Source organism: Phycicoccus jejuensis, from assembly GCF_000720925.1.
Lineage (GTDB): Bacteria > Actinomycetota > Actinomycetes > Actinomycetales > Dermatophilaceae > Phycicoccus > Phycicoccus jejuensis.
Map to the genome: position 1 here is coordinate 225,183 of NZ_JOEE01000007.1, position 20,295 is coordinate 245,477.

Here is a 20,295-nt window from a genome sequence, read left to right on the forward strand (position 1 = left end):
GCGGCCGGCGGGTCAGTATGCGCCGCTGCCCCGGACGACCGCCTTGACCGTCCGCAGGAGGATCTGGCCGTCGAGCGCGAGCGACCAGTTGTCGACGTACCAGAGGTCCAGGCGGACGGAGTCGACCCACGAGAGGTCGCTGCGGCCCGACACCTGCCACAGACCGGTCATGCCGGGGCGGACGCGGAGGCGGCGCACGGCGTCGCTCTCGTAGCGGTCGACCTCGTCGCGCAGCGGCGGGCGCGGACCGACGAGCGACATCTCGCCGCGGACGACGTTGATCAGCTGCGGCAGCTCGTCGAAGGAGAAGCGGCGCAGCACGGCGCCGACCTTCGTGACCCGGGGGTCGGTGCGCATCTTGAACAGGACGCCGTTGCCGTCGCTCTGCATCTCCAGGCCGGCGAGGTGCCGGTCGGCGTCGACGACCATCGTGCGGAACTTGTACATCGAGAAGACGCGGCCGCCCTCGCCGACGCGCTCCTGACGGAACAGCGCGGGGCCGGAGGAGTCACGACGCACCATCACCCCGAGGGTGATGAGCACCGGCGAGAGCGCGAGGAGGGCCAGGGCGCCGAGGATGCGGTCGGCGGCCAGCTTGGTCGTGTAGCGCCAGCCGCTCTGGACCGGACGCTCGACGTGGAGCATGGGCAGACCCGCCGCACGGCGCATCGTGAGGCGCGGGCCGGCGACCTCGACGACGCCGGGGGCGACGAGGAGGTCGACGTCGCGCTGCTCGAGGGCCCAGCCGAGGCGCCGCAGCGCGTGCCCGGACATCGTCGGGCTGCTCGCGACGGCGACGGCGCTCGCGCCGAGACGGTCGACGACGCTCAGGGCGTCGGCCTCGGTGCCGAGCACCTTGACGCCCGGGTCGTGCCGCAGCGCGTGGTCCTGGGGGTCCGGGACGCAGACGCCGAGGACCTTCATCCCCGTGGTCGTCGGGTCCTGCTCGATGCGGTGCGCGACCTCGAGCGCCGCCCGGGCGTCGCCGACGACGACGGTCGGCCGGAGGTTGCGCCCCGCGAGCCGGGCCCGGACCAGCCGGCGCCGCAGGGCGTGCCGCCCGGCGAGCGTCGTCACGGTCATCACCGGGACGGAGAGGAAGAGCGTCCCCCGGGAGAACTCCAGCTGGAGGGCGAAGGACGCGAAGGCCACGAGGGCCACGAGCCCCACCGCCGACCGCGTCACCGCGCGGTACTCCTCGGTGCCCGCCCCGATGTAGCGCGCGGCGTAGGCACCGTTGTGCGCCAGGACGACCAGCCAGGCGAGCGCGACGACGACGAGCGTCAGCTGTCCGGACTCCACCTGCCCCGGGATCGTCTGCGCGGACCCGAAGACCGCGTTGCGCCCCAGGATGCCGACGACGACGGCGACGACCGCCGCCAGCGCATCGACCGCGACGACCGCGCGTCGGTAGCGCTTCTCCCAGGCGGCCAGACCGGCCCTGACCTGGGCGTGGCCGAAAGAGGCCAGATCAATGTGCGGGACGCGCGTCGGTGACACCGAGGAACGTCCATGAGTTTCCTGAGCAATGCTCATCGAACCGTCGACCCCTGCAAATCGATGGTATTCGAAGAGCGACGATGGCGTCGGCCCCTGCTACCGGACAGCCACCTTCGTCGTTCCTCACGTCGCGGCCGGCCCTGCTTCCGGTCGTGACGTCTGGGGTGGACTCTAGCGCCTGCGGCAGACGCCCCGCAGACGTTTCGTGGAAGTTCACTGACGGAATCTTGACGGAACGCTGATCCGGAGCGGGTAGCGCGCGGGACGGCAGGTCCGTACAGGTCAGCGCGGTGCGTGCACCCGCTGCTGCGCGTCGAGGAGGCCGAGGGTGACGAGCTGCTCGACGGCGTCGGCGGCGTCGTCGAGGAGGAACGGCAGCTCCTTGCGCTCCGTCGGCGAGAAGTCACGCAGCACGAAGTCGGCGGGGTCCATCCGTCCCGGCGGACGGCCGATGCCCACCCTGACGCGGTGGTAGTCCTTGGTGCCGAGCGACGACGAGATCGACCGCAGCCCGTTGTGACCGCCTTCTCCCCCACCGCGTTTCAGCCGCACGGACCCGGCGTCGATGTCGAGCTCGTCGTGCACCACGACGAGCCGCTCGGCGGGCACGGAGAAGAACGACAGCAGCGCCTTGACCGGGCCGCCGGACTCGTTCATGTAGCACGACGGGACGGCGACGACGGCCGACGGGCCGGGCACCCCGCCCGGGCCGGTGCCGAGGCGCACCTGGGCGGCGGTGGCGCGCGCCTTGTGGGTGCGCAGGGTGTCGCCCGAGCGGCGGGCCAGCTCCTCGACCACCATCGCGCCGACGTTGTGGCGGTTGCCCGCGTAGCGCGGACCGGGGTTGCCGAGTCCGACGACGAGCCAGGGTCCGGTGTCCGTCACGGGGTCGATTCTGCCATCCGCGCCGCGGACGCCGACGGGGCCCGGTTCGTGCGGACCGGGCCCCGTGCGGGACGTGCGAGCGGAGCTCAGGACTCGTCGGAGCCCTCGCCCTCGGCGGACTCGTCGTCGGAGGACTCGGCGCCCTCGGCGGCCTCGTCCTCGGACTCCTCGCGCTCGATGCCGGCCTCGGCCTCGGCCTCCTCGAGCTCGGCCTCGAGCTCCTCGGCCGTCACCTGGGCGGTGACGTTGACGACGAGGGCCTCGGGGTCGGTGACCAGCGTGGCGCCGGCCGGGAGGGTCAGGTCGCTCGCGAGGACCTGGGTGCCGACCTGGGCGCCCTCGACGGAGTGCACGACGCTCTCGGGGATGTTCGTGGCCTCGACCTCGAGCTCGACCGTGCCCATGACGGTGGTGACGACGGTCTCCGGCGCGGCCTCGCCCTCGACGTGGACGGCGACCTCGACGGTGACCTTCTCGCCGCGGCGGACGACGACGAGGTCGACGTGCTCGATGACCGGCTTGATCGGGTCGCGCTGCACGTCCTTGGCGAGCGCGAGGTGCTCCTTGCCGTCGATGACGAGCGTCAGGAGGGCGTTGGTGTGCTTGAGCGCGAGCATCGACTCGTGGCCCGGCAGGGTGATGTGCACCGGCTCGGTGCCGTGGCCGTACATGACGGCGGGGATCTTGTGGTCGCGGCGGATCTTGCGGGCCGCGCCCTTGCCGAACTGGGTGCGCTGCTCGGCGACGAGCTTCGTGACGTCGGACATCGGGTACTCCTGGGGTGGATCGGGAAGCTGGACGGTGCGTCCTCGACGCGGGGCGTGGCACCGGACCGGCGCGCGAACGGCCCGCGGACCACCCCAGGGGGGTCTGCGCACCGCCAGCGTCGATCACGGAGGTCGCGGGCCCTGCGGCCCGGCCGGACCACTGCTCCGGTGCGACGTCCCTCGCCGAGGCAACCCCGAGAGTCTAGGCGACGGGAGAGGGTAGGTCGAAATCGGCGTCCCGGCGCCGCCCCGCCTCCTCCTGCCGCCGCTCCCCGACGCGCACCGCGGCGACCCCGGCGAGCACGACGAGACCACCGACGAGCTGCCACGGACCGGGCAGCTCGCCGAGGACGAGCCACGCGAAGAGCACGGCGAAGAGCACCTCGGTGAGGCCGACGAACGAGGCGAGGGTCGAACCGAGGTGGCGCGCCCCGAGCACACCGAGGACGTAGGCGACGGCCGCGGCCACGACGACGAGCTCGGCGAGGGCGACCCACGCCGGCACGCTCGCGCCGGCGACGTCGACGCGTCCGGCTCCCACCTTCATCGGGAGCACGCCGGTGCCGCCGAGGACGGCGAGCACGACCGCGCCGGCCAAGAGGCCGAGGGCGGCGAAGGTGAACGGGGGCAGCGTCGTCTCGCGCGCGGCGAGGACGTAGTGCCCGGCGAGCCCGGCCGCCGCGAGCAGGCCCCACGCGACGCCGACGAGGTCGGGCGTCCGCTGCCCGGTGACGTCGAGGACGAGCGCCAGCCCGGTGAGGGCGAGGACGATGCCGAGACCGGTGAGCCGGTGCGGCGCCCGCCGGGTGAGGAGCCAGACCCACAGGACGACGAGGACGATGCCGAGGTACTCGATGAGCAGGGCGACGCCGACGGCCAGCCGCTCGACGGCCTGGAAGTAGCCCAGCTGGGCGGCGGCCACCGCGAGGCAGCCGTAGGCGCCGACGAGGGGGAGCTCGCGCCGCACCTCGCGGAGCCGGTGACGCACCTGCCACAGCCCGACGGGCAGGAGGAGCACCGCGGCCCCGGCGATGCGCAGCAGCACGACGGCCCCCGGCGACCAGCCGGCCCCGATGAGCGACTTCGCGAACGGCCCCGACGTGCCGAACGCGGCGCTCGAGAGGAGCAGCGCGACGAGCCCGACCCCGACGTGCCGACGGACCGCCTCGACCATCCCGCTGCCTCCTGCGCCCGGACCCCTCGCCCGGCGCCCACCGGGATGTCAGGAGTCAACTGCTATGTTGCACCTGACAGTAGGGCCGCGACCTGTCAGGAGTCAAGATGGTTTTCACCCATGACACGGACCTCGTGCTGCGGCACGCGGCGGCCCTGGTCAACACCGCACCCGGGCACGGGTCGAGCGAGGACGAGGACCTGCCGGACGTCGCGGCCGTCCTCGCGTGGATGGACGCGTGGCAGTGGAGCGGCGGCCGGCCCGACGGCCCCGACGAGGTCGGCGCCCTCCACCGCGTCCGGGCCCGCATCGAGCGGCTGTGGACCGCCCCGCTCGCCGAGCAGGTCACCGAGGTCAACGCCCTGCTCGCCGACGCCGGCGCGACGCCCCGGCTCGTCGAGCACGACGGCCAGGGCTGGCACGTCCACGCGACCGACGACGACGCCCCGTTCGCCGAGCGCGTCGCCGTCGAGCTCGCGATGGCGATGGTCGACGTCATCCGCGCCGACGAGCGCGAACGGCTCGCGGTCTGCTCGGCCGACGACTGCGACGACGTCTACGTCGACCTCTCGCGCAACCGGTCGCGCAAGTTCTGCGACGGCACGTGCGGCACCCGCGCCAACGTCGCCGCCTACCGTGCCCGCCGGGCGGCCGCCGGGTCCTGACCCGGCCGGCGCCCGCGGGGGGAGGCTCAGGCGCGGCCGCCGAAGAGGCTCGTGACCGAGCCGTCCTCGAAGACCTCCTTGACCGCGGCGCTGATGAGCGGCGCGATCGAGAGCGTCGTCAGCCCCTCGAACTCCTTCTCGGGCGCGATGGGCAGCGTGTTGGTCACGATGACCTCGCGGGCCGCGCACGCCTCGAGGCGCTCGACCGCCGGCTCCGAGAGGATCGCGTGCGTCGCGGCGATGACGACGTCCTTGGCGCCGTCGGCCATCAGCGCGTCGGCGGCCTTGGTGATGGTGCCGCCGGTGTCGATCATGTCGTCGACGAGGACGCAGACCCGGCCGCGCACCTCACCGACGACGCGGTTGGCGACGGTCTCGTTCGGCCGGTTGATGTCGCGCGTCTTGTGGATGAAGGCCAGCGGCGCGCCGCCGAGCCGCTTGGACCACTGTTCGGCGACCTTGATGCGGCCGGCGTCCGGCGAGACGACCGCGAGGTCCTCGTCGCCGTACCTGCGCGCCACGTACTCCGAGAGCACGGGGATGGCCATGAGGTGGTCGACGGGGCCGTCGAAGAAGCCCTGGATCTGGTCGGTGTGGAGGTCGACGCAGATGAGGCGGTCGGCGCCGGCCGTGCGGAACATGTCGGCGACGAGGCGCGCGCTGATCGGCTCACGGCCACGGTGCTTCTTGTCCTGGCGGGCGTAGCCGTAGAACGGCATGACGACCGTGATGCGCTTGGCGCTGGCCCGCTTGAGCGCGTCCACCATGAGCAGGTGCTCCATGATGTTCTCGTTGATCGGGCTCGTGTGGCTCTGGATGACGAAGGCGTCCGAGCCGCGCACCGACTCCTCGAAGCGCACGTAGATCTCGCCGTTCGCGAAGTCGTACGCGCTCGTCGGCACGAGCTCGGTGCCGAGCTGCGCGGCGACCTCCTGCGCCAGGCCGGGGTTGGCCCGGCCCGAGAAGACCATGAGCTGCTTCTTCGGCCGCTTGCGGATGTTGGCCGAGGGGGGACGGTTGCTGCTGCTCACGAGGTGGGGCCCTCCGGGGTGGGGTCGGTGTCCGTGCTCTGCTCGGCGGCGCGGGCGCGCGCGGCGGCCTGCGCGGTGCGGGTGCCGGCGCGGGCGCGCTCGACCCATCCGTCGACGTTGCGCTGGCGCCCCCGGGCCACGGCGATCTGCCCCGGCGCGACGTCCCCGGTGAGCGCGCTGCCCGCCGCGACGTAGGCCCCGTCGGCGACGTGCACCGGGCTGACGACGACCGACTGCGAGCCGACGAAGCTGTGCGCCCCGATCGTCGTGTGGTGCTTGGCGACGCCGTCGTAGTTGGCGAAGATCGTGCCGGCGCCGATGTTCGCGCCCTCGCCGATCGTCACGTCGCCGGCGTAGGTGAGGTGGGGGACCTTGGCCCCCTCGCCGATGTCGGCGTTCTTCGTCTCGACGAAGCCGCCGATCTTGCCGTGCGCCCCGAGGCGCGTCCCGGGCCGCAGGTAGGAGTACGGGCCGACCGTGGCGCCGTCGCCGACGACGGCGAGGTTCGCGACGGCGCGGGTGACCTCGGCCCCCTCCCCCACCTCGGTGTCGGTGAGCGTGACCTCCGGGCCGATGACGGAGCCGGCGCCGATGCTCGTCGCGCCGAGCAGCTGCGTGCCCGGCAGGATCGTCGCGTCCCGGCCGATCGTCACGTCGACGTCGACCCACGTGGTCGCCGGGTCGACGATCGTCACGCCGGCGCGCATGTGCCGCTCGCAGACCCGGCGGTTGAGGACCCGCCCGAGCTCGGCCAGCTGGACGCGGTCGTTGACGCCCTCGGTCTGCCACGGGTCGTCGACGACGTGCGCGCTGACGACGCGGCCGGCCTCGTGGACGATCTGCACGACGTCGGTCAGGTACTTCTCGCCCTGCGCGTTGTCGGTGCCGACCTGCGCGAGCGCCTCGCGCAGCAGCGCGGCGTCGAAGGCGTAGATGCCCGAGTTGATCTCGGTGAGGGCGCGCTCGGCCTCGCTCGCGTCCTTGTGCTCGACGATGCGCGCGATGTGTCCGTCGGCGTCGCGGACGATGCGGCCGTAGCCGGTGGGGTCCTCGAGGTGGGCCGTGATGACGGACACCGCGCTGCCCGAGGACGTGTGCGCCTCGGTGAGGGCGACGAGCGTCTCGCCGGTGAGCAGCGGCACGTCCCCGTAGGTGACGAGCACGGTGCCGTCGAGGTCGGCGGGTAGGACCTCGAGCCCGCACTCGACCGCCCGGCCGGTGCCCTTGACGTCGTCCTGGTCGGCGATGAGGAGCCCGGCGTCGAAGCCGGAGCAGAACTCGACGACCCGGTCGCGCTCGTGGCGCACGACGACCGACACGTGCTCGGCGGCGGTGGCCCGCGCCGCCCGGACGGCGTGCCCGAGGAGGGTCGTGCCCCCGATGCGGTGGAGGACCTTGGGGGTCGAGGACTTCATCCGCGTCCCCTCGCCTGCGGCGAGGACGATGACGGCGGCCGGTCGAGTCGCGTTCACGCGCTGTGCTCCAGGTGAGGTCGGTGCCACGGGCCGGGCGCCATGCTACCGCCGGGCGGGAGGGACCCCGCCCGCCAGGGTGACCCGGCCCGCCGGTCCCTCAGCCCCGGCCCCGGTCGGCCCGCGTGGTGCCGAGACCCGGCCGGCCGGCGCTCCCGGCCGCCCGGACCGCGGCCCAGCCGGCGCGCTCCAGGCCGGTCTGCGGCTCCCCCGAGATGCGCGGGGGCATGACGACCACCGGGCAGGGCGCGGCGTAGACGAGCCGGTGGGCGAACAGCGGCGCGGACGCGAGCGAGCGGGGCGCGTCGACGACGAGCAGGTCCGCGTCCTCGGCCGCGTCGAGGAGGGCCCTGCGCCGGTCGCCGCGCACGACGCGGACGTCGACGTCGTGGCCCTCGCCGAGCACGGAGCCGACGTCGGCGGCGAGGCGCGCCATCGCGTCGTGCTCGGTGTCGGTGACGCTCGCCACGCGGGAGGCGGTGGTCCCGGAGGGGGTGGCCTGCGGGTTGGGGGTGCGCCAGGCCCGCACGGCGACGACCCTCCCGCCGTGCGCGCGGGCCTGCTCGTGGGCCCAGCGCAGGGCGGTCGGCGAGCTCGACCGCGGGCTGACCCCGACGACGACGGTGTACACGTGCTCGGTCATCCCAGGCCCTCCGATCACACCGGCAGCTTGACGGTCTCGTTGCCCTGCTCGTCGTAGCTCGTGAGCGGCGGCGCGATCTCCTCGAGGCTCTTGTTCTCGGCGTCCACGCCCCACACGTGGGCCACGAGCGCGCCGACGAGCATGATCCCCGTCGCGATCATGTAGCCCCAGAACATCGGCGTGCGGTCCTTCCCGTCGCCGATGAGCCAGCCGTAGAAGACCGGCCCGATCGAGCCGAAGACCTGCGCGATGGCGAAGAAGTACGAGATCGCCTGGCCGCGGACCTCGAGCGGGAAGATCTCGGACACCGTGAGGTACCCCGCCGACGCACCGGCCGAGGCGAAGAAGAAGGCCACGCACCAGAACGCGGTGTGCACGCCGGCCCCGATGGCGTCCTGCTGGAACAGCCAGGCCGAGATCGCCAGCACGACACCCGCGAAGGCGTAGCAGCCGGTGATCATCCGCCGGCGCCCGATCGTGTCGAACAGGGGCCCGAGGAGCAGCGGCCCGAGGAGGTTGCCGATCGCGAAGGGGAAGAAGTAGAGCGCCGCCTGCGACGGGGTCTTGTCGTAGAAGTTCTGCAGGACGAGCGCGTAGGTGAAGAAGATCGCGTTGTAGAGGAAGCTCTGCGTGATCATCAGCGTCGCGCCGAGCGCCGTGCGCGTCGGGTACATGTGGAAGAAGACGTAGCGCAGCTGCTTGAACGTCAGCCCCTCGCGCGCCTTGATCCACATCGCGTCGTCGTCCGAGTGGTGCGGCAGCTCCTTGCCCGCCGCGCGCACCTCGTCCTCGAGGTCGCCGACGACCTTCTCGGCCTGCTCCGTCCGGCCGTGCGTCACCATCCACCGCGGGCTCTCGGGGATGTGGCGGCGCAGGTAGATGATGCCGAGGCCGAGCACCGGGCCGATGAAGAACGCGATGCGCCAGCCGACGTCCTGGCCGAAGCGGTCGGTGTCGAGGAGGATCGTCGAGGCGAACGCGCCGATCGCCGCGCCGGCCCAGTAGGTGCCGTTGATCGCGAGGTCGACCCGGCCGCGGAAGCGCCCCGGGATCAGCTCGTCGACGGCGGAGTTGACCGCCGAGTACTCGCCGCCGATGCCCATCCCGGAGATGAAGCGGAAGACGAGGAAGAGCGTCATGTTCGGCGCGAGACCGGCGGCCGCCGCGGCGACGAGGTAGAGCGCCAGGGTCAGCGTGAACAGCCGCTTGCGCCCCCAGGAGTCGGTGAGGCGGCCGAACAGCACGGCCCCGACCACCTGCCCCACGAGGTAGACCGTGCCGGCCAGGCCGACGTCGGCCGCCGACATGTCGAGCGTCTTCTCGAAACCGCCCGCGGCGACGATCTGCGCCTCGAGCCCGTCGAGGATCCACGCCGTCCCGAGGCCGAAGATCACGAGCCAGTGGAACTTCACCCACGGCATGTCGTGCATCCGGGCCGGGATGAGGCTCTTGACCGGCTTCTCCTGCGTCTGCGTCGACTCCGTCGTCGTCACGTCACGTCCCTCCTGGTGCGTCCGGGCAGTGCTACTGACCCGGACGACGTCGTCCTCCCCACGGGAAGCCGGACGGCGAGGGAGCCGGGCATCCCTGCAACGTAGACCCGGCGGGGCCCGCCGGTGGGGCTGCGGTGCGCACGGGATCTGGCTGCGCCTCAGGCGCTTTGCGGACCCATGACGAATGTCATGGGTGACCGGGCGCGGACATGACCGCGCCCCGACGAGCGGCGGTGCAGGGGGTGCCGTCTGGGTCGGGGCGCGGCGTCGCGGGGTCGAGCTGTCAGCGGCGGCGGGTCACCCGGACCGGCTCGCCGTCGGAGGGCGCGCCGTCGCGCCCACCACGGAGCTTGTGGCGCACGTCGAGGGCGATGCCCACGTAGAACACGCCGAGGAGCGCGAAGCGCAGGGGAAGGGGGAGGTACGGGCCCGCCATGCCGAGGGAGACGATCATCGCGACGAGGGCGGCCGCGAGGTACACGAGGGACCAGAAGGTCCAGCGCAGGGCCGAGGTGATCGTGTCCATCGTCATGCCCTGCTCCTCCGGCTCGGTGCGGTTAGCACGATCTTGCCCGGTTGGCGAGGGTTTCGGGAAGATCCGAGCCGAATGTTGGACGATTTCTGGCCGGACGGCCGACCCCGTCCCGGGCGCCGTTCCTGCTCGCCCCCGATGCTCCCTCCCGGACGTGTGTGAAGAACGTCGGTACGCCGACGTTCTTCACACACGTTCGCGGTGGGCTCCCCGGGTAGGCGCCGCGTCTCCGCCCGGGTTCCTTCGTCACCCGTGCGGTGCCGCTCCCCGGATTCCTCCCCGGGGAGCCGGCTCGCTCCGCATCGCCTGCTCCCCGGGTAGGAATCGAACCTACGTCGCTTGTCCTGATTCAAAGTCAGGCGGGCCCTACCAGCAGACCAACCGGGGACCGCCGCCCGCAGGACGGCTGGGCCCGAGGGTAGTCGCTCGGCGGCCTCCCCCCGCACGCGCTCGGGCGCACCCACGGCCGGGGCGCGGCACGGCAGGGGCGGGCGAGGCGGCACAATGGCGCGGGTGAGCGACGACACGGGGGCCAAGAAGTCTCGGACCGCACGCGCGCGGATGACCGGCCGCGAGCGGCGGGAGCAGCTCATCGGCGTCGGCCGCAAGCACTTCGCGGACCGTGGCTTCGAGGGGGCGACCATCGAGGAGATCGCCGCCTCCGCCGGGGTGTCCAAGCCCGTCGTCTACGAGCACTTCGGCGGCAAGGAGGGCCTCTACGCGGTCGTCGTCGACCGCGAGATCGAGTCGCTGCTCGCCGGCGTCGCCGCCGCCCTCGACTCCGGCGGCACCTCCCGCCAGCTCATCGAGCGGGCCGCGCTCGCCCTGCTCGCGTACGTCGAGAACAACTCCGACGGCTTCCGGATCCTCGTGCGCGACAGCCCGACCGGCCAGGCCACCGGCTCCTTCGCGAGCCTGATGAGCGACATCTCGAGCCAGGTCGACCACATCCTCGCGGCGCAGTTCAAGAAGCACAAGCTCGACCCCAAGGCCGCCCCGATGTACGCGCAGATGCTCGTCGGGATGGTCGCGCTGACCGGTCAGTGGTGGCTCGACAACCGCAAGTTCAAGAAGCAGGAGGTGGCGGCGCACGTCGTCAACCTCGCGTGGAACGGGCTGACCGGCCTCGAGCCGAAGCCGTCCCTCACACCCGAGACGCTGGCCCTGGACTGACCCCGGGGGCGCGCCTCAGTCGTCGCGGTGCGCGACGGCGAACACGCGGCGGAACGGGAAGACGACACCGGCCGAGCTGCGGGGGTAGGCCTCGCGCAGGGCCGCCGCGTACGGCTCGAGGAACGCCGCCCGCTCGTCCTCGTCCTCGAGCAGGTCGAGGACGGGGCGCAGCCCGGTCGCGGTGACCCACGTGAGCACCGGGTTCTCGTCCTCGGCGTCCGGGTCGAGCAGGTGGACGTAGGTGGTCTCCCACGCGTCGACCTCGCAGCCCAGCCGCGAGAGCATCCGCAGGTAGGTGGCCGGCTCCCCCACCGCCGGCACGTCGAGGGCGGCCGTCAGCTCGCCGGCCCGCGGGTGACCCTCGGCGACATCGCGCATCAGCCGGTGGCTCGGCGCGTCGAAGTTGCCCGGGACCTGGAGCGCGAACCATCCGCCGGGCGCGAGGGCCTCGACCCAGGGGACGACGAGGTCGAGGTGCCTGGGCACCCACTGCAGCGTCGAGCTCGTGACGACGACGTCGGGTGCCTGGCCGAGGGAGGCGGGGTCCCAGTCGCGCAGGTCGCACTGCACCCACTCGACGCGGCCGGCGGTGTCGAGGTCGCGGGCCGCCTCGAGCATCGACTCGGCGGCGTCGACCCCGACGACGCGCGCGTCGGGCCACAGCGCGGCGAGCGCGAGGGTCGCCGGCCCGTGGCCGCACCCGAGGTCGACGACGAGCGCGGGGTCCTGCGCCCCGACCTGGGCGACGAGGTCCGAGAGCGGCCGCGAGCGCTCGCGGGCGAAGCGCCCGTAGGCGGACGGGTCCCAGCTCGACGTGCTCATCGCGGCCTCCTCGACACGGGCGACGGCCCGGCACGCCGGTTTCTCGACGTCAAGAAGTTTGACGAGGAGTAGCATCGCGCCATGGCCGCTGACGACGTCGACCGTATCGTCTCCGCCTGGCGGCGCGAGCGACCCGACCTCGACGTCACGCCGCTCGAGGTGCTCTCCCGCGTCTCGCGGCTCGCCCGGCGCCTCGACCTCGCCCGGGGCCGCGCCTTCGCCGGCACGGGCCTCGAGGGCTGGGAGTTCGACGTGCTGTCGGCGCTGCGCCGCCGCGGCGAGCCCTACGAGCTGAGCCCGGGGCAGCTGGTCGCCGAGACGCTCGTGACGAGCGGGACGATGACCAACCGGGTCGACCGGCTCCTGGCGCGCGGCTACGTCGAGCGGCGCCCCGACCCGGGCGACCGCCGCGGGGTCATCGTCCGCCTCACCCCCGAGGGCACGGCCGTCGTCGACGCCGCGCTCGACCGGCTGCTCGCGAGCGAGCGCGAGCTGCTCGCCGAGCTCGGCCCCGACGAGCGCGACGGGCTCGCCGCCCTCCTGCGCCGCCTGCTGCGCCCCTTCGAGACCGCGCGCTGACCGGCGGGGGCCGCCACGGTCAGTGGTCGAGCGCCCCCTCCACCCAGCGCAGCAGCCACGGCCCGTGGTCGGTGACCTCGGCGGCGTCGCCGATGCCCTCGGTGACGACGTCCCAGCCGTGGGCCGACCCCTCGAGGCGGACCCGCTGCTTGCGGGTGCTCGGCGAGGCCTCGACCGCGGCGTCGAGCACGTCGCCGTCGATGCCGTCGTCCCCGTCGGACGACACGACGAGGAGAGGGACGGTCGTCGCGCGGGCCGCCGTCACGGCGTCGGGCACACCCTCCCACCGCTCCGGCCCGGACAGGTCGACGACGGCGTCGGCCCCGGCGGCCTGACCGACCCCGAGGGCGCGGGCGCCGCCCATCGACGCGCCGACGACCGCGACCCGCTCGGCCCCGCTCGCGCGGGCCCGGTCGACCGCGGCCGCCACCTGGGCCCGTACGTCCGCCGTGGTGGCGTCCGTGCACCGGGACGCGCCGTGGACGCAGTCGTCGACCGCGAGCGCGAGCATCCCGTGCTCCCCGAGCCAGCGCGCGTACGGCACCCAGCCGCAGAACCCGCCGGCTCCCGTCTGGTGCAGCAGGACGACGGCCCGCCGCCCCGAGCCGTAGGTGGCCCCGGTCATCCCGGACCCGTCCGGCGCCTCGACCGCGACGATCCGGCCCGGGGCGCTGCTCAGACAGCGCTCGGCGACGGTCGTGACGGCCGCCGTCGGCAGCGGGGCCGGGGTGGTCGGCGACGTCGCCGTCGTGGGGCCTCCGCCCGCGCACCCGGCGGCGACGAGCACCGCCGCGACCGCCCCGACCCTCCGACCACGACCGCCCCGCCTCATATGTCGACTGTGACATATCGGGCTAGCCTGCGTCCATGCCCTCGGACCTCGGTCACGCCCTCCTCGGGCTGCTCGCCCGGCGTCCGTCGACCGGCTACGAGCTCGCGCGGCGGATGCAGCGTCCCGTCGGCTTCTTCTGGACCGCCGGCCACAGCCAGGTCTACCCGGAGCTCGCCCGGCTCGAGGACGACGGTCTCGTCGAGCACGACGAGGTCCCGGGGCGCGGGCCGCTGCCCACCAAGCGCTACCGCCCGACCGCGGCGGGGCTGGACGCACTGCGCACCTGGGTGGTCGCCGACCTCGCGCCCCAGCCGGTGCGCGACCTCGAGGTGCTGCGCCTGTGGTCGCTCTGGGTCGTCGAGCCCGAGGCCGCCGCCGGGCTCGTCGAGCGGGTGCGCGCCGGGCACGCCGAACGTCTCGCCGCCTACGAGGCCGACCTCGCCTCGCTCGCGGGCGACCCCGCCGCGCTCGAGCCCGACTCCCCCGCCTTCGCCAGCCGGCTGACGCTCGAGGGCGGGCGTCTGACCCGCCGCGCGGCCCTCGAGTGGTGCGACCTCATGCTCGCCGAGCTGCGCCGGCCGCGCTGAGCCCCGGCGTCAGCCGACGACGTCGGCGGCCTCGAGCCACTCGAGCTCGAGGACCTCGCGCTCGTCGACGACCTCGCGCAGCTCGCGGTTGAGCTCGAGGACGCGCCCGTGGTCGGTCGCGGCCTCGGCCATCGCCGCGTGCAGGCGCTCCTCGCGCGTCGCGAGGCGCTGCAGCTGCTTCTCGACGCGCGCCATCACCTTGCGCGCCTCGCGCACCTCGGCCGGGTTCGGGCCGGGGGCGGCCGCCGCCGCGGGAGCGGGCGCCGCACCACCGGGCACCTCGCGCACCCCGCCGCCGCTCTCGACGAGGGCGTGCCGCAGGCGCAGGTACTCCTCGACGCCGCCGGGCAGGTCGCGCAGGACACCGTCGCCGAGCAGCGCGAGCTGCCGGTCGCAGACCCGCTCGAGGAGGTACCGGTCGTGCGAGACGACGACGAGCGTGCCGGCCCAGCCGTCGAGGAGATCCTCGAGCGAGGTGAGCGTGTCGATGTCGAGGTCGTTCGTCGGCTCGTCGAGGAGGAGGACGTTCGGCTCGTCCATGAGCAGGCGGGTCAGCTGGAGGCGACGGCGCTCGCCGCCGCTGAGGTCGCCGACGCGCGTCTGCTGCTTGGGACCGGTGAAGCCGAGGCGCTGCGCGAGCTGCGAGGCCGTCAGCTCCTTGGGGCCGAGGCGCACGACGGCACGGACGTCCTCGACCGCCTCGATGACGCGGCGGTCCGCCCACGCGTCGAGCTCGCGGACCTCCTGGGTGAGGTGCGCCAGCCGCACGGTGACACCGACCTTGCGCTTGCCCGCCGCGAGCTCCGCCTCGCTGGCGAGGGCACGCAGGAGCGTCGACTTGCCGGCGCCGTTGACCCCGACGAGGCCCACGCGGTCGCCCGGCCCGAGCCGCCACGTGAAGCGGTCGAGCAGGACGCGGTCGCCGACGGTGAGGCGCGCGTCGAGCAGGTCGACGACGTCCTTGCCGAGGCGCGTCGTCGCGAAGCGCATCAGCTCGACGTCGTCGCGCGCCGGCGGCTCGTCGGCGATGAGCGCGTTCGCGGCGTCGATGCGGAACTTCGGCTTGCTCGTGCGCGCGGGCGGGCCCCGGCGCAGCCACGCGAGCTCCTTGCGCAGCAGGTTGTCACGCCGGTCGGCGATGACGCCGGCCATCCGCTCGCGCTCGGCCCGGGCGAGCACGTAGGCGGCGTACCCGCCCTCGTACTGGTGCACGGCGCCGTCCTGCACCTCCCACGTCCGGGTCGCCACCGCGTCGAGGAACCAGCGGTCGTGGGTGATGACGACGAGGCCGCGCGAGGGCCCCGCGAAGCGCTCGACGAGGTGCGCGGCCAGCCAGGCGACGCCCTCGACGTCGAGGTGGTTGGTCGGCTCGTCGAGGAGCAGCAGGTCCGGCGCGGCGACGAGGAGCGCCGCGAGGGCGATCCGGCGCCGCTCGCCGCCGGACAGCGGGGCGACCGGGCCGTCGAGACCGCCGACGAGGGGCGCGTCGAGGCCGCCGAGCAGCCCGACGAGGACGTCGCGGACCCGGGCGTCGGCGGCCCACTCGTGCTCGGCCATCCCCGAGAGGACGGACTCCCGGACGGTCGAGGCGGGGTCGAGGGTGTCGGCCTGGGTGAGGACCCCGGTCCGCAGCCCGCCGACCCGCGCGACGCGGCCGTCGTCGGGCTCGCGGTCGCCGGAGAGGACGCGCAGCAGGGTCGTCTTGCCGCCGCCGTTGCGGCCGACGACGCCGATCCGGTCGCCACCGGCGACGCCGAGGGAGAGGGCGTCGAGCACCTGGGTCGTGCCGAGGGCGAGGGAGGCGCGCTCGACGGAGACGAGGCTCGCCACTAGTCGACCCGGTGGTGGAGGACCTGGGCGCCGTGCACCGGGCCGGTGGCCCGCCGCACGTCGCGGACGACCCCGCTCGCCGTGAGCGCTACGGCGAGGTCGATGCCGGCCTCGGAGCCGTCGACGAGGAAGGCGATGGTCGGGCCGGAGCCGGAGACGATGCCGCCGAGCGCGCCGTACTCCATCCCGGCCGCGAGCACCTCGCCGAGGTCCGGGCGCAGGCTGACGGCGGCGTCCTGGAGGTCGTTGGTCAGCTGGGGCGCGAGCTCGTGCGGGTCGCCGGTGCGCAGCGCCGCCATGAGCGCCGGGGTCGCGACCGGGGCCGGGACGTCGGAGCCGGCGCGCAGCCGGTCGCACTCGGCATAGACGGCCGGGGTCGAGAGACCGCCGTCGGCGAGCGCGAGGACCCAGTGGTAGGTGCCGCGGGCCAGCACCGGCGCGAGGAGCTCCCCGCGGCCGCTGCCCATCGCGGTGCCGCCGGCGACGAGGAACGGGACGTCGCTGCCGAGCTGGGCGGCGACGGCCTCGAGCTCGTCGCGCTCGAGGTCGAGCTCCCACAGCTGGTCGAGGGCGACGAGCGTCGCGGCCGCGTCGGCGGACCCACCGGCCATCCCCCCGGCGACGGGGATGCCCTTGCGGATGCTCACGTGCACCGGGTCGGCGTCGCAGCGGCGGGCGAGGAAGCGTGCGGCGCGCAGCGCGAGGTTGTCGCCGTCGGTCGGCACGCCGTCGGCGAGCGCGCCCGAGACCGACACGCCCCACGCGTCGGCCGGCGCGACGGTGACCTCGTCGTACAGGCTGACGGCCTGGTAGACGGTGGAGAGGTCGTGGTAGCCGTCGTCGCGGACGGGACCCACGAGGAGCTCGAGGTTGACCTTGGCCGGGACGCGCACGGTGACGGCGCCGGGCGCGGTGGGGGCCGAGGTCATGGCTTCACCCTAGTCAGAGCCGGGGCGTGCGCCGCGCGCAGTGCGCGGCGCAGGCTCAGCCCTCGACGGCGCGCGACGCGGTGCGGGCGGCCGCGATCCGCGCGAAGGCCGCGACGTCGAGCTGCTCGCCGCGGGTGCGCGGGTCGACGCCCGCGGCGACGAGGGCCTCCTCGGCGGCGGCGGGCGACCCCGCCCACCCGGCGAGCGCGGCGCGCAGGGTCTTGCGCCGCTGGGCGAACGCGGCGTCGACGACGGCGAACACCTCCGGGCGGGTCGCGGTCGTCTCCGGCGCCGGGCGCCGCGTGAACGCGACGAGCCCGCTGTCGACGTTGGGCACGGGCCAGAAGACGCTGCGTGGCACCTGACCGGCCAGGCGGACGTCGGCGTACCAGGCGGCCTTGACGCTCGGCACGCCGTAGGTGCGCGAGCCGGGCGGGGCGGCCAGCCGCTCGGCGACCTCGAGCTGCACCATGACGAGGACCGTCCGCAGCGAGGGGAACAGCTCGAGCATCCGCAGCACGACGGGCACGGAGACGTTGTAGGGAAGGTTCGCGACGAGCGCGGTGGGCGGCGGCCCGGGCAGGTCGGTGACGACGAGGGCGTCGGCGGGGACCACCTCGAGCCGGTCCGCCAGGCCGGGCGCTCGCGCCGCGGCGGTGGCGGGCAGGGCGCCGGCCAGGGTCGGGTCGACCTCGACGGCCACGACCCGCCGGACGACGGGGAGGAGGGCGAGGGTCAGGCTGCCGAGGCCCGGCCCGACCTCGACGACCACGTCGTCGGGGCCGACGCCCGAGACCCGGACGATGCGGCGCACGGTGTTGCCGTCGACGACGAAGTTCTGCCCCCACTGCTTCGTCGGCCGGATGCCGAGGCGCGCGGCGACCTCCCGGACGTCAGCGGCCCCGAGGAGGGCGGCGTCGGGGGCGTTCTCGGGCTCGCTCACGCGGTCACCCTAGCCACGGCGCGGCGCGACGTCCGCCGCGGTCCCGGACGCGCGAGGACCCCGGGTCGCTCGACCCGGGGTCCTCGGACGGTCCGCGGCGCCGGTGGGGGCGCCACGGTGCGGTGTCAGGCCGCGTGCGCGCAGCCCCAAGGCGAGAGCCCGGCCTTGGCGTAGTAGCGGTTGGCGACCGTGATCTGCTCGGCGCGGCTCGCGAGGTCGGCGCGCGGGGCGAAGTCGTCGCCGCCGTAGGCCAGCCACGACGCGGTGGCGAACTGCAGGCCGCCGTAGTAGCCGTTGCCGGTGTTGATCGACCAGTTGCCGCTGGACTCGCACTGGGCGATGCGGTCCCACATCGCCGCGTTGGCGAGGTTGATCCCGGCGCCCGAGGTATTGCCGGCGCTGCGCGGGGCGGACGAGGAGGACGACGACGACGAGGAGACGGCGGCCTTCTTCGTGCCGACCTTGACGACGGCGGCGACGGGCTTCTTCGTGACGACGGTCTTGACGACCTTCGTCCCGCTCAGCTTGCCGTTGACGTAGCGCAGCTCGCGGGTGACCTTCTTCGAGCCGGCCTTGCCGGCGGTGACGGTCTTCGTCGTGCCCGCGGCCATCGAGGAGTCGTTCGTCCGGGTGGTCTTGAAGGCGACGGACTCGGACTTGGTCTGCGTCTTCGTCTCGATGCGCGTGAGGGTGATGGTCATCCCGTCGCGCACGGCGGTGGTGACCCCCGGGTCGACGGTGTCGTCGGCGTCGTGCTCGATGCCGAGCTGGCCGAAGACCGCGGCGACCTGCGGGGCGGTCGTCGTCACGGTGCGGCGCTTGCCGCCGTCGAGGATGGTCACGTCCTTCGGCGTCGTCACCGACAGGGCGAGGCCCTCACGACCGAGGGTCTGCGAGCGGGACGCGGTGAGGACCGCGCCGTCGGCGCGCACCCCGACGTCGCGCAGCGCGGCGTCGACGGTCGTGGCCGTCGTCCAGTACTCGCGGCGCTGGCCATCGACGGTCACGACGAGCTTGCGCCCGTAGCGGACCGAGATGTGGTCGCCGTCGGAGATGGCGGCGTCGAGCGACGGCACGACGACGTCGTGCTCACCGACCGAGATGTCGCTCTTCTCGAGGGCGTCGCGGACGGTGCCGCCGAACACGTGGACCGACCGGGGGGACCCGTCGACGGTCAGCGCGACCGCCTTGTCGAGGTGGGCGACCCCGACCGAGCCTGCGGCGACGGCGAGGGCGGCCACGCCCTGGGCGGCATGGCGGATCGTGCGAGAGAGCAAGAGGACTCCAGGGTTGAACGTCCCGGGCACCGGCGCCGGACGTCGACCCGATCGGGCCCCGACCGGTGGGGTCGGGTGTGCCGTCCCGGGCCCCGGCGGCACTGCCGGATCCTGGCCTGACACACGACGTCCGGGGCGTTCCGACCCCGGCCATCTGCCTCCACCGTGACGGACGCCCCACGCACAGGTCAAGTTTCGGTAACGGGGGGCTCTCAGGAAGACCCGTTCGGGGGACCTGGATCCGTCACACCAGTCACACGAGCCACATCCACCACTGTGGGATGTGTCACTCGCGATCGCATGCCCTCACCAGGGGCCGTAGAGCCGCTCGGCGTTCTCCGACAGCGCCTCGCAGAGCGTCGGCACGGCCACCCCGAGCACCGAGGCCATGACCCGCACGGTGAGCGGCACGAGCATCGGGCTGTTGCTCGCCCCGCGCCAGGGGTGCGGCGTCAGGTACGGCGCGTCGGTCTCGACGAGGAGCAGCTCGAGCGGGGTGACGGCGAGCGCGTCGCGCAGCTCCTTGGCGCTCTTGAACGTCACGGTGCCGCTGAAGGAGAGGTGGTAGCCCCGGCTCACGCACTCGCGGGCGGTCTCGACGCCACCCGAGAAGCAGTGCATGACCGTGCGGTCGGGGGCGCCGGCGTCGGCCAGGACACGGAGCACGTCGTCGTGGGCGTCCCGGTCGTGGATCTGGAGGGCCAGCCCGGTGCGCTTGGCGATCTCGACGTGCGCGCGGAACGACTCCTCCTGCACCGCGTGCCCGTCGGGGCCGGTGCGGTAGAAGTCCAGGCCGGTCTCGCCGACGACCCGCACCCGGGGCCGGCCGGCCAGCTCCTCGACACGCGCGAGCTGCGCGTCGAGCTCACCGCGCGCCGCGAGCCCGGGGACCTCGTTGGGGTGCAGCGCCACGCCGGCGAGCACGGACGGGTGCGCCTCGGCCGCCGCGACGGCGAACTCGTTGCCGGTCGGGTCGCAGCCCACCTGGACGACCCGGTCGACGCCGACGCGCGCCGCGGCCCGCAGGACCGGCCCCAGGTCGTCGACCCCGACCGTCTCGCCCTCCCGGCTGATGTCGAGGTGGGTGTGGTTGTCCACCACCGGGATCGGCAGCGGGTCCGGCGCCTCGGGCTCGCCCCGACGGCTCGGCTGCGACGTCAT

At 74.1% G+C, this 20,295-nt stretch carries 20 protein-coding genes and 1 tRNA gene; 4 read left to right on the top strand and 17 right to left on the bottom strand.

The features are described from left to right. Positions 1-12: 12 nt before the first annotated feature. The 4 genes from IG69_RS0114570 to IG69_RS0114585 form a co-directional block, all read right to left on the bottom strand. Entirely contained in the window at positions 13-1,500 is a 1,488-nt protein-coding gene (locus IG69_RS0114570; protein WP_051750596.1) for a sugar transferase, read from the bottom strand. Positions 1,501-1,782: 282 nt separating this feature from the next. Continuing rightward, positions 1,783-2,385, bottom strand: coding sequence for an aminoacyl-tRNA hydrolase (gene pth / locus IG69_RS0114575; protein WP_030528905.1), 603 nt, complete (start codon positions 2,383-2,385; stop codon positions 1,783-1,785). A gap of 86 nt (positions 2,386-2,471) precedes the next feature. After that, positions 2,472-3,152, bottom strand: a complete 681-nt coding sequence (locus tag IG69_RS0114580; protein ID WP_030528906.1) for a 50S ribosomal protein L25/general stress protein Ctc — start codon at positions 3,150-3,152, stop codon at positions 2,472-2,474. Positions 3,153-3,354: 202 nt separating this feature from the next. Further along, on the bottom strand, positions 3,355-4,326 hold the full coding sequence (locus tag IG69_RS0114585) for an EamA family transporter (RefSeq protein WP_051750597.1): 972 nt from the start codon (positions 4,324-4,326) through the stop codon (positions 3,355-3,357). Positions 4,327-4,433: 107 nt separating this feature from the next. Here IG69_RS0114585 and IG69_RS0114590 point away from each other — a divergent pair, with 107 nt between their 5' ends. Continuing rightward, the gene (locus IG69_RS0114590; protein ID WP_030528908.1) at positions 4,434-4,991 is read left to right on the top strand and encodes a CGNR zinc finger domain-containing protein; all 558 of its coding nucleotides are present in this window, start codon (positions 4,434-4,436) and stop codon (positions 4,989-4,991) included. Between the two features lie 26 nt (positions 4,992-5,017). Here the strand turns inward: IG69_RS0114590 and IG69_RS0114595 are convergent, their stop codons facing one another. From IG69_RS0114595 to IG69_RS0114620, 6 genes are all read right to left on the bottom strand, one after another. Then, complete coding sequence (locus tag IG69_RS0114595) at positions 5,018-6,022, bottom strand: ribose-phosphate diphosphokinase (protein ID WP_281174741.1); 1,005 nt, start codon at positions 6,020-6,022, stop codon at positions 5,018-5,020. Then, positions 6,019-7,494 carry a bifunctional UDP-N-acetylglucosamine diphosphorylase/glucosamine-1-phosphate N-acetyltransferase GlmU gene (glmU, locus tag IG69_RS0114600; RefSeq protein ID WP_036830220.1) on the bottom strand — a complete coding sequence of 492 codons (1,476 nt, stop codon included), beginning with the start codon at positions 7,492-7,494 and terminating at the stop codon, positions 6,019-6,021. Before glmU ends, IG69_RS0114595 begins: the two co-directional genes overlap by 4 nt. Before the next feature lie 100 nt (positions 7,495-7,594). Further along, complete coding sequence (locus IG69_RS21180; protein WP_051750598.1) at positions 7,595-8,137, bottom strand: universal stress protein; 543 nt, start codon at positions 8,135-8,137, stop codon at positions 7,595-7,597. 14 nt (positions 8,138-8,151) lie between these two features. After that, entirely contained in the window at positions 8,152-9,630 is a 1,479-nt protein-coding gene (locus IG69_RS0114610; RefSeq protein ID WP_030528912.1) for an MFS transporter, read from the bottom strand. Between the two features lie 283 nt (positions 9,631-9,913). Continuing rightward, positions 9,914-10,162: a hypothetical protein gene (locus IG69_RS0114615; RefSeq protein WP_030528913.1), complete on the bottom strand. Its 249-nt coding sequence runs from the start codon at positions 10,160-10,162 to the stop codon at positions 9,914-9,916. Between the two features lie 309 nt (positions 10,163-10,471). Next, positions 10,472-10,550 (bottom strand) — tRNA-Gln (locus IG69_RS0114620). Positions 10,551-10,723: 173 nt separating this feature from the next. Here IG69_RS0114620 and IG69_RS0114625 point away from each other — a divergent pair. Continuing rightward, a complete protein-coding gene (locus IG69_RS0114625; RefSeq protein WP_030528914.1) occupies positions 10,724-11,335 on the top strand; it encodes a TetR/AcrR family transcriptional regulator in 612 nt (203 codons plus the stop codon). A gap of 15 nt (positions 11,336-11,350) precedes the next feature. Here the strand turns inward: IG69_RS0114625 and IG69_RS0114630 are convergent, their stop codons facing one another. Beyond that, on the bottom strand, positions 11,351-12,157 hold the full coding sequence (locus IG69_RS0114630) for a methyltransferase domain-containing protein (RefSeq protein ID WP_030528915.1): 807 nt from the start codon (positions 12,155-12,157) through the stop codon (positions 11,351-11,353). Between the two features lie 81 nt (positions 12,158-12,238). On the opposite strand from IG69_RS0114630, the gene IG69_RS0114635 reads away from it, so the two are divergent. Then, positions 12,239-12,736, top strand: a complete 498-nt coding sequence (locus IG69_RS0114635) for a MarR family winged helix-turn-helix transcriptional regulator (protein ID WP_030528916.1) — start codon at positions 12,239-12,241, stop codon at positions 12,734-12,736. Positions 12,737-12,755: 19 nt separating this feature from the next. Here the strand turns inward: IG69_RS0114635 and IG69_RS0114640 are convergent, their stop codons facing one another. Continuing rightward, complete coding sequence (locus tag IG69_RS0114640) at positions 12,756-13,568, bottom strand: alpha/beta fold hydrolase (RefSeq protein ID WP_157577622.1); 813 nt, start codon at positions 13,566-13,568, stop codon at positions 12,756-12,758. A gap of 35 nt (positions 13,569-13,603) precedes the next feature. Here IG69_RS0114640 and IG69_RS0114645 point away from each other — a divergent pair, with 35 nt between their 5' ends. Further along, positions 13,604-14,155 (top strand): PadR family transcriptional regulator, encoded by a 552-nt coding sequence (locus IG69_RS0114645; RefSeq protein ID WP_030528918.1) that lies wholly within the window; start codon positions 13,604-13,606, stop codon positions 14,153-14,155. A gap of 9 nt (positions 14,156-14,164) precedes the next feature. Here the strand turns inward: IG69_RS0114645 and IG69_RS0114650 are convergent, their stop codons facing one another. From IG69_RS0114650 to IG69_RS0114670, 5 genes are all read right to left on the bottom strand, one after another. Next, a complete protein-coding gene (locus IG69_RS0114650; protein WP_030528919.1) occupies positions 14,165-15,985 on the bottom strand; it encodes an ABC-F family ATP-binding cassette domain-containing protein in 1,821 nt (606 codons plus the stop codon). Then, on the bottom strand, positions 15,985-16,914 hold the full coding sequence (locus IG69_RS0114655) for a 4-(cytidine 5'-diphospho)-2-C-methyl-D-erythritol kinase (RefSeq protein ID WP_030528920.1): 930 nt from the start codon (positions 16,912-16,914) through the stop codon (positions 15,985-15,987). The genes IG69_RS0114650 and IG69_RS0114655 overlap by 1 nt, the downstream gene beginning before the upstream one ends. Before the next feature lie 55 nt (positions 16,915-16,969). Then, positions 16,970-17,857: a 16S rRNA (adenine(1518)-N(6)/adenine(1519)-N(6))-dimethyltransferase RsmA gene (gene rsmA, locus IG69_RS0114660; protein ID WP_030528921.1), complete on the bottom strand. Its 888-nt coding sequence runs from the start codon at positions 17,855-17,857 to the stop codon at positions 16,970-16,972. A 125-nt stretch (positions 17,858-17,982) separates the two neighbouring features. Beyond that, the gene (locus tag IG69_RS23145) at positions 17,983-19,134 is read right to left on the bottom strand and encodes a resuscitation-promoting factor (RefSeq protein WP_051750599.1); all 1,152 of its coding nucleotides are present in this window, start codon (positions 19,132-19,134) and stop codon (positions 17,983-17,985) included. A gap of 306 nt (positions 19,135-19,440) precedes the next feature. Beyond that, a complete protein-coding gene (locus IG69_RS0114670; RefSeq protein WP_030528923.1) occupies positions 19,441-20,295 on the bottom strand; it encodes a TatD family hydrolase in 855 nt (284 codons plus the stop codon).